11 protein-coding genes are annotated in these 12,293 nt (G+C 64.6%); 4 read left to right on the plus strand and 7 right to left on the minus strand.

Annotation, left to right across the window (positions count from 1 at the left end; genetic code table 11):
- Nucleotides 1-36: 36 nt before the first annotated feature.
- Both ACP15P_RS20005 and ACP15P_RS20010 read left to right on the plus strand, forming a co-directional pair.
- Nucleotides 37-1,476 carry a coniferyl aldehyde dehydrogenase gene (locus tag ACP15P_RS20005; protein WP_424930251.1) on the plus strand — a complete coding sequence of 480 codons (1,440 nt, stop codon included), beginning with the start codon at nt 37-39 and terminating at the stop codon, nt 1,474-1,476.
- 23 nt (nt 1,477-1,499) lie between these two features.
- Nucleotides 1,500-2,345, plus strand: coding sequence for an SDR family NAD(P)-dependent oxidoreductase (locus ACP15P_RS20010; RefSeq protein ID WP_424930252.1), 846 nt, complete (start codon nt 1,500-1,502; stop codon nt 2,343-2,345).
- Nucleotides 2,346-2,409: 64 nt separating this feature from the next.
- Here ACP15P_RS20010 and ACP15P_RS20015 read toward each other — a convergent pair whose 3' ends face one another.
- Nucleotides 2,410-3,447 carry an alpha/beta fold hydrolase gene (locus tag ACP15P_RS20015; RefSeq protein ID WP_424930253.1) on the minus strand — a complete coding sequence of 346 codons (1,038 nt, stop codon included), beginning with the start codon at nt 3,445-3,447 and terminating at the stop codon, nt 2,410-2,412.
- A 534-nt stretch (nt 3,448-3,981) separates the two neighbouring features.
- Here ACP15P_RS20015 and ACP15P_RS20020 point away from each other — a divergent pair.
- Nucleotides 3,982-4,884: a LysR family transcriptional regulator gene (locus ACP15P_RS20020; protein WP_424930254.1), complete on the plus strand. Its 903-nt coding sequence runs from the start codon at nt 3,982-3,984 to the stop codon at nt 4,882-4,884.
- 18 nt (nt 4,885-4,902) lie between these two features.
- Here the strand turns inward: ACP15P_RS20020 and ACP15P_RS20025 are convergent, their stop codons facing one another.
- From ACP15P_RS20025 to ACP15P_RS20040, 4 genes are all read right to left on the minus strand, one after another.
- A complete protein-coding gene (locus ACP15P_RS20025) occupies nt 4,903-5,190 on the minus strand; it encodes a hypothetical protein (RefSeq protein ID WP_424930255.1) in 288 nt (95 codons plus the stop codon).
- A gap of 16 nt (nt 5,191-5,206) precedes the next feature.
- A complete protein-coding gene (locus ACP15P_RS20030) occupies nt 5,207-5,602 on the minus strand; it encodes a nuclear transport factor 2 family protein (protein WP_424930256.1) in 396 nt (131 codons plus the stop codon).
- Between the two features lie 188 nt (nt 5,603-5,790).
- On the minus strand, nt 5,791-6,792 hold the full coding sequence (gene trpS / locus ACP15P_RS20035; RefSeq protein WP_424930257.1) for a tryptophan--tRNA ligase: 1,002 nt from the start codon (nt 6,790-6,792) through the stop codon (nt 5,791-5,793).
- Between the two features lie 456 nt (nt 6,793-7,248).
- Nucleotides 7,249-8,193 (minus strand): alpha/beta hydrolase family protein, encoded by a 945-nt coding sequence (locus ACP15P_RS20040; RefSeq protein ID WP_424930258.1) that lies wholly within the window; start codon nt 8,191-8,193, stop codon nt 7,249-7,251.
- Between the two features lie 106 nt (nt 8,194-8,299).
- On the opposite strand from ACP15P_RS20040, the gene ACP15P_RS20045 reads away from it, so the two are divergent.
- Complete coding sequence (locus tag ACP15P_RS20045; RefSeq protein WP_424930259.1) at nt 8,300-9,211, plus strand: AraC family transcriptional regulator; 912 nt, start codon at nt 8,300-8,302, stop codon at nt 9,209-9,211.
- Nucleotides 9,212-9,350: 139 nt separating this feature from the next.
- Here the strand turns inward: ACP15P_RS20045 and ACP15P_RS20050 are convergent, their stop codons facing one another.
- Together ACP15P_RS20050 and ACP15P_RS20055 are read right to left on the minus strand one after the other, a co-directional pair.
- Nucleotides 9,351-10,430 carry a hypothetical protein gene (locus ACP15P_RS20050; protein ID WP_424930260.1) on the minus strand — a complete coding sequence of 360 codons (1,080 nt, stop codon included), beginning with the start codon at nt 10,428-10,430 and terminating at the stop codon, nt 9,351-9,353.
- A gap of 170 nt (nt 10,431-10,600) precedes the next feature.
- A complete protein-coding gene (locus ACP15P_RS20055; RefSeq protein ID WP_424930261.1) occupies nt 10,601-12,292 on the minus strand; it encodes a hydantoinase B/oxoprolinase family protein in 1,692 nt (563 codons plus the stop codon).
- Between the last annotated feature and the right edge of the window lies 1 nt (nt 12,293).

The following is a 12,293-nucleotide window of genomic DNA, read 5'->3' on the forward strand; positions in this document are numbered from 1 at the left end:
ACGGGAAAGTTGTCACTGTCTACATGGAAGGTGGATATGAAGCACACCAGCGTACACGTCGCCGAAACGACGCCCGGACCCACTCCGGCTGCCATCCTCGACAGACAGCGGACCGCCTTCCTGCGGGATGGCGCACCGGATCTGGCGGCGCGGCGCGCGGACCTCGCAAAACTGCGGGCCCTCCTGGTCAACAACCGCCGCGCCCTGGAGGAGGCGGTGGCCGCCGATTTCGGACACCGCTCGCACCACGAAACGGCGATCATGGAACTCGTGCCGACCGTGGAAGGCATCAAATACCTCTCGAGGAACCTGCGCCGTTTCATGGCGCCGGAGCGGCGGCACGTCGCGGCCGTGTTCCGCATGGGCCACGCCCGCGTTGCCTGGCAGCCGCTCGGCGTGATCGGGATCATCTCGCCCTGGAACTATCCGCTGAACCTCGCCCTGATGCCGCTCGCGACCGCGCTGGCGGCGGGCAACCGGGTGATGCTGAAGCCGTCCGAGCTGACGCCGCGCACCAGCGACCTGATCCAGCGCCTTCTGTCGGAAACCTGGGACAGCGACAGGGTCGCCGTCGTCACCGGCGATGCCGCGGTGGCGAAAGCCTTCAGCGCCCTGCCATTCGATCACCTGATGTTCACCGGCAGCACCAAAGTCGGTCGCGCGGTCATGCGGGCGGCCAGTGACAACCTGACACCCGTGACGCTGGAACTGGGCGGCAAGTCACCCACCCTCGTTGCGCGCGGCGCGGTCGACGCGCGGGCCGCCCGCCGCATCGCCTATGGCAAATTGGCCAATGCCGGCCAGACCTGCGTCGCGCCCGATTACGCACTGGTGCACGCGGACGATCTGGAGGCCTTCGCGACCGAATTCGACGCCGCGACCAGGCGCCTCTATCCCGACGGACCTGCAAGCAACGACTACAGCAGCATCGTGAGCGACGCGCATTTCGACCGGCTCAACGGCCTGATCGAGGATGCGAGGGCCAAAGGTGCAAGGATCGTGACGGTGGGCCACAGTGCTGACGAGGCGACCGGCCGTGCCCGGACCATCGCGCCGACCCTGATCCTTGATGCAACCGCCGAAATGGACGTCATGCAGGAGGAAATCTTCGGCCCCATCCTGCCCGTCGTGACCTGGCAGACCCTTGATAAGGCCATCGCCTTCATCAACGCACGCCCGCGTCCCCTCGCGCTCTACTGGTTCGGACCCTCCGGCGCCGATCAGGACCGTGTCCTCGCGGAAACGACGTCAGGCAACGTGGGCATCAACAGCACCGTCATGCATGTCGCCCAGGATGATCTGCCGTTTGGCGGTGTCGGTGAAAGCGGCATCGGCGCCTATCACGGCATCGAGGGGTTCCGCCGGTTCAGCCACGCCAAAGGCATCTACGCGCAGGGCCGCTGGAACCTCGCCGATCTTGCCATGGCGCCATTCGGCCGGATCGCTGACCGGCTTGTGCGCTTCATGCTGAAATAACGCCAGGCCGGGGGAGGCAGAACATGACACAAATCTCGGGAGGCACGGCGCTGATCACCGGTGGCGCCTCGGGCATTGGGCTCCTGATGGGCCGAATGCTCCTGGAACGCGGCGCGGCACAGCTGATCGTCTGGGATGCGAGCACGGCCAATATTGAGGCAGCCCGGGCGCCTCTCGATCCCCTGGGCGCTGTTGTCTTCGACCAGGTGGACGTGTCGGACACCGGGGCCGTGCTCGCCGCTGTCAGTCAGCTGGAGGCCGGGGGAACACCGGTCGACCTGCTGATCAACAACGCGGGCATCGTCGTGGGCAAACCGTTCCTCGGTCACGAACACGCCGATATCGACCGCGCGCTGGCGATCAACACGGGCGCGCTGATGCATCTGACGCGGGCGCTCCTGCCCGGCATGGTCGCGCGGGGCCAGGGACACGTGGTCAACATCGCCTCGGCGGCGGCGCTCGTCTCAAACCCCAACATGAGCGTCTACGCCGCCAGCAAATGGGCGGTAACAGGCTGGTCGGATTCACTGCGGCAGGAGATGGAACGCGCCGGCACCGGCGTGCGTGTGACCACGGTGCTGCCCTATTACATTGACACCGGCATGTTTGAGGGCGTGCGCTCGCGCCTCATCCCGCTTCTTCAGCCCCAGGACGTGGCACACCGCATCCTGCGCGCCGTGGAGCGCGACGCCGTTTTTCTCCACATGCCCGCCATCGTGCGCCTGCTGCCGCTGCTGCGCGGCCTGTTACCCACGCGGGCGCTCGACTTCGTCCTCAACCGCATCTTTGGCGTGGCGAGCAGCATGGACGATTTTCGCGGACGCACCGCCGACAGGAACCCCAACGCGACCGCCCCCAAAGACCCCTGATCGCGGCACGCATCCCGCGAACCCGAACGGTCAGACGGGACGCAGCGGGAGCCGATCCGATCTTTCAGTCACTCAAACCCATCAGGTAATCCGCCGCGGCCGAACTCATCGCCCGGTAGTCATGTCCAACCCCGTCGATGACCTCGAGCCGCCAGTGAAACTCAGCCCCGATCCTCTCCGCTTCCTCCCGGGCATGCCCGAAGAAGCGCAGCCCCCGGTCAAAACGCCCCAGCCCCTGCGATTGATCGATGTAAGGTGTGTGCAGCAACGTCCCGCCAGCCCTGTCATCATTGTCCAGCGCGCCCAGCATCAGGACGAGACGCTTGCCGAAAGCCTGGGACAGATCCGTCTCCGTCAGGCCCGTACCCTCCATCCCGGTGGGCAGCGCCCGTGAAAGATCGGGAAACGTGTAGAACCCGGAATTCGCGGCGATGATCACGCGGGCTTTGGAATGTGGTGCGAAAACCGCGAAGCGGTGCAGGATTTGTCCACCGGCGGAGTGCCCGAAAATATCGTATGTGTCCTGCCCGGACCCCGTCATCTGAACTAGCCGTGCAAAGACCCGGTCAAAATCATCGAACATCCATTCCTCGCGGTTCGTCACCATATCAAACCGGATGTCGGCATCGTTGAGCGTAATTGTTGTGGCAGCATCTGAGACACGGGAAAAATTCGGGTTATCAAACTGCAGGTTCGAGATCGTCCCGCCCATGTTATTTGCGGCAAAGTCATGGGTCTCTTCCGAATACCCCAGAGCGGCCACCAGTGTACCCGAAGCGCAGGCCGCGTCGATCCAGGCGTCCCTGTAGTCGTCACTGTTCCGCCCGGCCCCGGGAATGACGAGCAGGATTGGAGACGTCGAAGTGAAACTCCCCGGACGCACGTAATGCACGGTAAGACCGGCCATTCCAGGGTCCGACAGCTCAAACGAGCCCACACCCTCGGGCAGGCTCCCAGGATCCTCACCCAAAGCGTGACTACCCGCATCCGTCCCACCAAAACAGGAAGCCGTCCCCTGACCAATTGCGGGGCCAAAAGTGACCAGCAAAGCAAAGGCAAACGCAATCAACCCGCCGAGGCGCCGTCCAGATCTGTCGGTCACGGCGCCCACCTCTGCATCCGCCTCGCTGCCAGGGCCTGGTGCCACCTGGCGAAAAATGTTTGCGTCAATTCCGTCCAGACCCGAGTCTAGTCCCGCTCCGAGCTTACTTACAAGTCTTCTTCGCCAGGTTCGGACCGGACCCAAAGGCGCCACGTGGCCGCGCGCCACCGGGTACGGAACAAGGGGCCCCGGTCCCGCCGTGCCCGCGCCGGTCCGGACCCGAATGGCCGGCGCCCGTCAACGTCGCCCTGCGATCAACCGGAAGAGCCACACTCCACCATAAAACCGCGCCACTGGGCCGCCTTGTGCGCCAACCCCCCCCGGCCCGGCGCAGTCACGGCTCCCCTTCCAATGGCTGAAATGTCCCGCTGTCCAGACACAATCGCCTGTCGCAACCCGCACGCCAAAACGGTTCGTTTTTGCCCCTGCCCCGGCCCACTCCGAACACACGGCCAAACACCTCGACGCCCCACGACCACCCATGGCATACTGCACGCGGGCGTGTATTCCCCCGCCCGCAAGCCGGATGGGACCATGCCTGCTGAGCCGGACTGGAACGATTTTCGCGTGATCCTGGCGCTCGGCCGGGCCGGATCTGTGGCGGGGGCGGCGCGGTCGCTCAGGGTCGATCCCTCGACCGTCAGCCGGAGGCTTGCCACGGCCGAGGCCGCCTTCGGGGCCGTGCTCGTCGTGCGGGAGGCCCGCGAATTTTCCCTGACACGGGAGGGCAAATCGGCTTTTGCCGCGGCTGAAACCATGGAGGCGGCGGCGGACCGGGCCCGCGCGGAGGTGCGCGATGCGCGCGAGGCCCTCGAAGGTGTCGTCCGCATCGCCTGTCCCCCCGTGGCCATCCGCTACCTTGAGGATTTTCCTGGGACGGTGGCCGCCCGGCATCCGGAACTCGGGGTTGAGCTTCTGTCCGGCCGCGCGCCGGTCAACCTCTCAAAGGGCGAGGCTGACATATCCATCCGCGCGGTCCGGCCCACCGACATGGACCTGGCCGTCGCGCATTCCTTTGGGCTTGGATCAGGTGTCTTTGCGGCCAAAACCTACATCGAGGCGCACGGCCGTCCCGCGACCCCGGCGGACATCTCCGGCTATGCGCTGGTGCAGTATGCCGAGCCCTTCCTGCACATGCCGCCCTTCGCCTGGATCGAGCAATTCGCCGGGACCGGCAAACCAGGCATCCGGGTAGACAATATCGACATGGCCCAGCACCGGATCGCCGGCGGCCAGGGGATCGGCGTTCTCTACTGCATTGCCGGAGATGCGGATGACAGGCTGGTCCGGCTGTTCGACGAGCCCATCGACGTGATCGACATGAACATCGTCTACCACCAGTCCATGCGCGGCTCGGTACGTCTGCGCGCCGTGCTCGATATGCTGATCGCTTTCCATATCGAGCGGCGCGCAGCCCTGGCCGGACAACAGGGTTGATACCCGTTGCGCCGGAATTCAGCGGTAAAAATGTGTCGCTTCGAATTCCATTTCGGTCGGCGGCGCGGTAAATCCACCCTCAATTCCGCGCCCCATGACGGGGGCAAAGACCTCGGTCATGAACCGGTCCCAGCTTTCCTTTGACTCTTGGATGGCAATGACCTGAAAGCCGCCCGGCACGGGCCCCGCAACATGGGCGATCTGTCCGTCCGGGATGCGGCCGGGCTCTCCATTCATCGCCAGCATGGCCGTCTCATACTGCGCGGCTGTTCCGGTGGGGAAGAAATTCGAAATAACGTAAGCCATTGATTTTCCCTTATTTTCAAAGGCTGGTTTGGAGGGCAACGGAAGCGTTTGCCGGATGCGGTGGCGCCGACGCGGCGACACCGCCCGAAAGGTCAGAGACACCGGACTCGATCCGCACGATGCGGCCGCCACGCTTGTGATGAACAACCATGGCGCCCTCGCGCGATCCGCTGGCAAAGGACAGGATCATGTGCACCACCAGGATATCATCATTCTCATAGAGGCAGCGCATGCCCTCGATGACGCGGTTCCCGGGACGCCAGACCCTTTTCAGCAGATCGCGCATCGCCGCGCGTCCAATGCTGTCCTGCGATTTGTGGCGGACATATTCAAAATCCTCCGCCAGAAGCGCGGCATAGCGGTCGGCATCATTCGCCCGCATGGCCGCTTCCATTTCGTGGTAGATCAACATGATGTCTCCTTCGTCAGGCCGAGCGACAACGGCCCCCGAAACGGGGCATTTGTCTGCCAAACTTACGGTGGTCCAGGAAGCGTCCGGCTTCCGATACACATAGACTGGACGAAGCGATCACCTGCGTCGACGCACAATACCGCACGGCACGATTGCACAAATGCCCGTGCCCGTTCGCATCCCCTCACTTACAACTGAAACAGACCCAGGGCATCCACCACATCCCGTTTGGTCGCCTCGGTGCGCTCCCGCGCCCGGTCCGTCCCGTCCCGGATCACGTCAAGAATATACCCCGGCTCCCGCGCCAGCCGTTCCCTGCGCTCACGAACTGGCGCGATAAGCTCCTGTAGAATACCCTCCAGCCGCGCCTTGATTTTGCTGTCGCCAAGCCCGCCGCGCCGGTACCACGCCTTCAGATCCTCAAGCCCCTCCTGGTCCCCGTCGAACGCGTCCAGGTAGCTAAAAACCACATTCCCCTCGACACGCCCTGGATCCTCAACCCGCAGATGGTTCGGGTCCGTAAACATCGCCCTGACCGCCTTGCGGATCTCCTCTGGTGAAGCGGAGAGCGGAATGGCGTTGCCTCCGGATTTCGACATCTTGGCCTTGCCATCGATCCCCGGCAACCGACCGGCTTTAGGGATGACCGCCTGCGCCTCGGGCAGCACCTCGTGGCCCGCGGTCGCGTTGATCCGCCGCACGATCTCATTGGTCTGCTCGATCAGCGGAGCCTGATCCTCACCGACCGGCACCACCGTCGCCCTGAAACCCGTGATATCCGCCGCCTGGGCCGCGGGGTAACACAGGAACCCCGCGGGAATATCCCGCCCGAACCCCCGCACCCGAATCTCGTCCTTGATCGTCGGGTTGCGTTCCAGCCGAGCCACCGTGACAAAGTTCAGGTAAAGCATCGACAGTTCCGCCAGCGCCGGCAGATGCGACTGGAGACAGATGGTGGTGCGACCGGGATCAATCCCCACGGCCAGGTAATCCAGCGCCACCTCCATCACGTTGCGCCGCACCTTCTCCGGGTCATGGGCATTATCGGTCAGCGCCTGGGCATCGGCCAGCAGCAGAAACTGCTCATGGCTGTCCTGATACCGCAGCCGGTTTGACAGCGAGCCCGCATAATGCCCGATATGCAGCGGCCCCGTGGTGCGGTCGCCCGTCAGAATGGTTGGTCTGTTCATGTGCGTCGTCTCCTAAAACGAGAGGCGCCGCATCAGTAAGCCCTGGAAAATAAAAGGCCGCCCACGCGGCGGCCTCGGAATACATCTGGTTATCCGGCCACCCTGTCAGGAGGCCAGCCACCAGTTCATTGCGATGATTGTCGTGTTTTCCATGGCCCACTGCCTATAGCCGCCACACGCACCCGTCAATCACTTGGTTGAAAACCCACGGAGCCTATCTGCGAAACACTTCCGCACATAAGCGGAGCCGTGCCTGCGCCGGACCGGGGGCTGGCGCTCCCAACATCCATGCATCGCGCTTTTATGGCGTCGTGTACCTCTTCGCTCTCACCGTTGAGCCAACGTCGACATGCGCCGGCCCTCCCGGCCGGTCCGGCGCAGGCACGGCGGGGCTGAAGCCCCTCTGTTCCGTGCCCGGGGTCGAGCCAGCCCGCCCCACAAACCCAACGGCAAAATTCACCCCTTCCCCAAGGTGATCTCCGCAATGGACCCAGCACGTTCCCTCAGCACGCGTCTACTGTGGTCCCAGGCGCCCGGCTCCATGTCAAACCTGCTCCGCAACCAGGCCAGCGTCAGCCGCCGCGTGGCCTCCAGCGCGTCGGGGTTCTCCGCTTCGGTCTCGAGCGCGTCCCACCCGGCAATTCCGCCAAGGCCATGACCCACGCCCCTGATCGTCAGCAGAGAATCGGCACCGGGCGCGTCGTGGAAGGCATCGGCGTGCCATTCCGGGCCGTGGGGCGTGAAATGCGGGTCGTCCTCGCTACCGCAAACCACGAGGATCGGCACGCGGATCCCGCCAAAATCCACGTCGAAGAAGGGAAACCGCTCCGCATGGTCCGGAGTCAGATCCGCACCGCCCCGGCCCGGAGCCGCCAGCAGAATTCCGGCCCGGATGCGCGGGTCCGAAAACGCCTCGCCGTCCAGGCCCGCCCCAAGCAGCAGACCGCAGGTATGCCCCCCGAAGGAATGCCCGGCCACCGCGATCCGGTCATGGTCCAGTCGCCCCGCCACCGCGGGCGCCTGCCGCTCGACCTCCGCCAGCTGATCCAAAATGGCCCGCATTTCCGCCACCCTCTCGCGCCAGAAAAACGGCCCATTGGGCAGATCGGGATCAAGCCCGCCGACCCGCGAACTGGCATGGGTCGGCTGAAGCACCGCCACACCCCGCTCCGCCCAGAACTGCGCAAGCGGGGCATAGCCGTCCTTTGAGGGAATATAATTCGAGGGACCAAAGCCATGCGACAGGATCACGATGGGCAGGCCCTTCCCGGTAGCGGGCGCGGTCAGGCGCACCTCAAGAGGCTGGCGCCCCGGCATCGGCAACCGGACCGGCGTATAGGCAACGGTCATCTCCGGCTCCGGTGTCGGCAGGTCGCGGGCAACGGTTATCAGTCTGTTCATGGGGATATTTTCTTTCGGGATAATTGGCCGTAGCGGGTAGATGGACGGCCGCATCCGTTCATTCCATATTCAGATGTCCATTATCATCCATCGATCGTCCAGAAACGTGCCCGATACCCCCGCTGATCCCCTCTCCAGCGTCGTGACCCTGCTCAGGCCCGCGCCTTCCATATCCAAGATGGTCGAGGCTGGTGGGCAGTGGATGGTGGAGCGTCACGATCTCGCCAGCCCCTTCTATTGCGCCGTCGTCGAAGGCCAGTGCCGGTTGCATGTCACCGGTCGCGAACCGGTCACGCTGACGGGCGGGGATTTCGTGCTGATCCCCCACCTCCAGGGTTTTACCATGTCGAGCGGGGAGCCCCCGCCGGCGCATGTGCCACGCCTGCCGCTCGAAACCGGTCCCGGGCGGTTCCGGCTCGGCGCGTCGGAAGCCCCGGTCGATATGCGCGCCCTGGTCGGACATTGCCGCTTCGACACACCGGCCAGCGACCTGCTCGTCTCCCTGCTGCCCGAAATGATCCACGTGTCGGGGCAAGGCCGCCTGACGGCCCTGGTGCCGGTCATCCACGAGGAAACCCGCGCCGACCGGCCGGGCCGCGGGATCGTTCTGGAGCGGTTATTGGAGGTTATGCTGATAGAGGCCATGCGCTCGGGTCATGCCGCGACCCTGCCGCCGGGCCTCCTGCGCGGCCTGTCGGATCCGCAACTCGTTGATGCCCTGCAACGTATCCACACGCAGGCGGACAGCCCTCTCTCCGTCTCCGAGATGGCACGGGCGGCCGGCATGTCCCGATCCGGCTTTTTCGAGCGGTTCCGCAGGCAGGTCGGCCGCGCCCCAATGGAATACGCAACCGCCTGGCGCATGGCGGTCGCCAAAACCCTGCTGCGGCAGGGCGGTTTGACAATTACGGAAATAGCCATGAAGGTCGGCTACGGCTCCGCCAGCGCATTCGGCCTCGCCTTCGCCCGGCACGAGGGCCTGTCACCCGGCGCCTGGGCAAACCGGAACGGACATTAAGAGGCAGAGATGCCAAAACCCGCTACACCGGGACAATTCAGCCATAAGCGGAGCCGTGGCGGCGCCGGCCCCCCCCGCCCGGCCCGCGCCCGCACCCCGGGGCGGTCCCGGGGCGCACCCCCCCCGGGGTCCACCCGCCTCAGAAGTTGTACGAGATCCGGAACCCGATGCCCTGGATGGTGCCGTCGTTAAAGCTGGAGCCAAGCTCGTTCTCGGCGTCGCCCAGCCAGCCATAGGTCACGCCGCCCGAGATCGTGAACGGCTCCATGTCATAGCTCATCGATGCCGTCAGGAACGTACCGCCGTCCACCGGCCCGAGGGCGGGCTGAACGGTATCCGTCTGCGGCTCATACCTCACCTCAAACGCACCCGCGAGACGGTCGGTGAACTGCCGTCCGATGCCCAGCGAATAGGCCGTCCATGGCTTCTCGTAGGAGACCAGCGGAATATCCAGCGGGTAGTTTTGCGGATCGATCTCAAACTGCGGCCAGTCGACCCAGCGGATGGAGCCGAACACCAGTGTGTCCACCGCAATGCCCGACTGGAACTCAAGCACCACCTGCTGCGGCGTCTCCACCTCCAGCGTGCCGTCGATGGCACCAAACTCAACCGTCTCGAACTCCTGCTCGATGGCGGAGTAATAGCTCAGGGCCACCCGCAATGCGATTTCCGGCTTCTGATAGGCCACGCCCAGCATGTAGCCGTAACCGATATCCGTATCCGTCTCGATGGTGTAATCGCCAAGGAAGGGAATCGCCCCGTCCGCCGACATACGCTGCGCCCGAACCCCGGCCCAGGCCTTTACCGCCGGCGTAATGTCATAGGCCAGAACGCCCGTCAGCGTCGTCGTGTCGATGGTCGCGGAGGTCCCGTCATAGAACCCCTGCGGATAGCTTAGCGACACGCCATAAGGCTGGTCCAGAATAATCGCATAGGACATCCGGTCATTGATGTCCGCCTTATAGGCGGCACCGAAATTTGTGAAGCTGTCCAGTATGTTGCCGGTCGTTCCTGGGATCGGCGTGCCCGGCGGAAACTCCCCGCCCTCGCCAGACAGATCGGGATTTGCATAGGTTCCGGAGAACTCGACATAGCGTCCCGTCTCAAACAGAACCCGGCTCGATGGTCCCGCACGTTCGATGCCTGCCGCCGAAACCGCGGATGCCAGTGAGGTTGTTGCACACGCGATTACGATGCCATGCCGGGCCGGTCGTAACATGTCGGATTCTCCATACACATTTCTCCACCGTCACTGGTGGATGGGCCGACTATGCGCCAGAAAACGTAAACACCTTGCTAACAAAGGAAAATCCCGGATTGAACGGGTTTTGGCGGGTATTTTTTGCCCAAAAACCCCGCAAAACTTAAACCTTTAAACCGGCCCGGCCGTCACCCGCCGCCCCCGCGCGCCACCTCCAGAACCTCCGCCACCTCGTCCGCACTCATGCCGTAATCCCGCTCGGCCGCCTCCGCCGAGATGTAGCCGCGCACCAGGTCACGCCGCACCAGGTCCGGGTCCCGGTCCGCCGCCGCGCCATAGCCCGCACCGCCCGGAAGCGAGAGCAGAACCCGCCGCCCCTCCGGCACAAACTGCTTGCCCTTGCTGCGCATTTCCGTTCCGTCATCCTGGCCGATTTCCGTCACACCGCCGGGACCGCCACCCTGACGCCCCCGCGCCGGATGCCGCACCCGGTCGAACATCGCCTGGAAATCAAACTCGTGGCCCTCGCGGGCGCCAACCTCCATATACTGCCCCAGGCCCCCGCGCCGCGCGCCCACGCCACCACTGTCCGGCCGCAGCTCCTTGCGCCAGATCACCACCGGCCCCGCATGCTCCGTCGCCTCAATCGGCATTGTCATCACGCCCGAGGGAAACGCCGTCGCGTTCAGCCCGTCAAACTCCGGCCGCGCTCCCGACCCGCCGGAGTTGAACGCCAGCACCTCCGCCCGCACGCCCTTACGCCCCGGCGCGGGCCGCAACGACACCTGGAAATTGCACAGGCATCCGGCCCCCTCCGCCGGCACCACGCCCGTAATGATTTTATCGAGCGCGTCATACACTGCATCCGGCACGAAATGCCCCACAATATGCCGCAACGCCACCGGCGCGGGATGCACCGCATTCACGATCGTCCCCTCCGGCGCCTCCATCTCAAACGGCTCCAGCGACCCGGCATTGTTGGGGATCTCCGGTGCAATCGCGCATTTCAGCGCGTAACAGGCATAGGCCTTGGCGTAGACCTTCGGGCAGTTGATCCCCTTCGCATCCACCGGCGAGGTCCCGGCGAAGTCACAGACAATCCGCGTCTCCTCCACCGACAGCCGCACCGCCAGCGTGATCGGAGTGTCAAACCCGTCCACCGTCATCGACCCTTCGGCGCTCTTGCGGGGCAGCGCCGCAATCCGTTCCAGCGTCGCGCGTCTGGAATTCTCCAGAATAAACTCCGCCACCTCCTCGAGATCGCCCAGCCCAAATTCCGCCATCATGTCCGCCAGCCGCCGCTGGCCGATCCCGTTGCACGACGCCAGCGCATAGAGATCCCCCACCACCTGGTCCGGCTCCCGCACATTGCCGCGCACGATCCGGATCAGCGTCTGGTCCACCTCGCCGCGCTCGGCAAACTTCATGATGGGCAGGTAAATCCCCTCCTCATAAACGCTCGCCCCGTCCGCGCCAAAGCCACGCCCGCCCACATCGACCACATGGGCCGTACAGGCAAAAAAACCGACCAGGACCCCGTCGTGAAACGCGGGGCTTACAACCGTGAAATCATGTAGATGCCCCGTCCCCTCCCACGGGTCATTGGTCAGATACACGTCGCCCTCGAATATATTCTGCCGCCCGATGCGCCGAATAAAATGCGCCACCGCATCGGCCATCGCGTTCACATGTCCCGGCGTTCCCGTCACCGCCTGGGCCAGCATCCGCCCCCGCGCGTCATACACCCCCGCAGACAGGTCACCCGCCTCCCGCACCGAGGTTGAAAACGCCGTGCGCACCAGGGCCTGGGCCTGTTCCTCGACCACGGAAATCAGCCGGTTCCACATCACCTGCCAGGCCACGTTTGACCGCTCCGCCATG

Source organism: Amaricoccus tamworthensis (assembly GCF_049800875.1).
GTDB classification, from domain to species: Bacteria; Pseudomonadota; Alphaproteobacteria; order Rhodobacterales; family Rhodobacteraceae; genus Amaricoccus; species Amaricoccus tamworthensis.

Excerpts from the sequence above, each read along its gene's own strand:
- ACP15P_RS20005 (WP_424930251.1), top strand. The coding sequence starts at position 37 with ATGAAGCACACCAGCGTACACGTCGCCGAAACGACGCCCGGACCCACT.
- ACP15P_RS20010 (WP_424930252.1), top strand. The coding sequence starts at position 1,500 with ATGACACAAATCTCGGGAGGCACGGCGCTGATCACCGGTGGCGCCTCG.
- ACP15P_RS20020 (WP_424930254.1), top strand. The coding sequence starts at position 3,982 with ATGCCTGCTGAGCCGGACTGGAACGATTTTCGCGTGATCCTGGCGCTC.
- ACP15P_RS20025 (WP_424930255.1), bottom strand. The coding sequence starts at position 5,190 with ATGGCTTACGTTATTTCGAATTTCTTCCCCACCGGAACAGCCGCGCAG.
- ACP15P_RS20030 (WP_424930256.1), bottom strand. The coding sequence starts at position 5,602 with ATGTTGATCTACCACGAAATGGAAGCGGCCATGCGGGCGAATGATGCC.
- trpS (WP_424930257.1), bottom strand. The coding sequence starts at position 6,792 with ATGAACAGACCAACCATTCTGACGGGCGACCGCACCACGGGGCCGCTG.
- ACP15P_RS20040 (WP_424930258.1), bottom strand. The coding sequence starts at position 8,193 with ATGAACAGACTGATAACCGTTGCCCGCGACCTGCCGACACCGGAGCCG.
- ACP15P_RS20050 (WP_424930260.1), bottom strand. The coding sequence starts at position 10,430 with ATGTTACGACCGGCCCGGCATGGCATCGTAATCGCGTGTGCAACAACC.
- ACP15P_RS20055 (WP_424930261.1), bottom strand. The coding sequence starts at position 12,292 with ATGGCGGAGCGGTCAAACGTGGCCTGGCAGGTGATGTGGAACCGGCTG.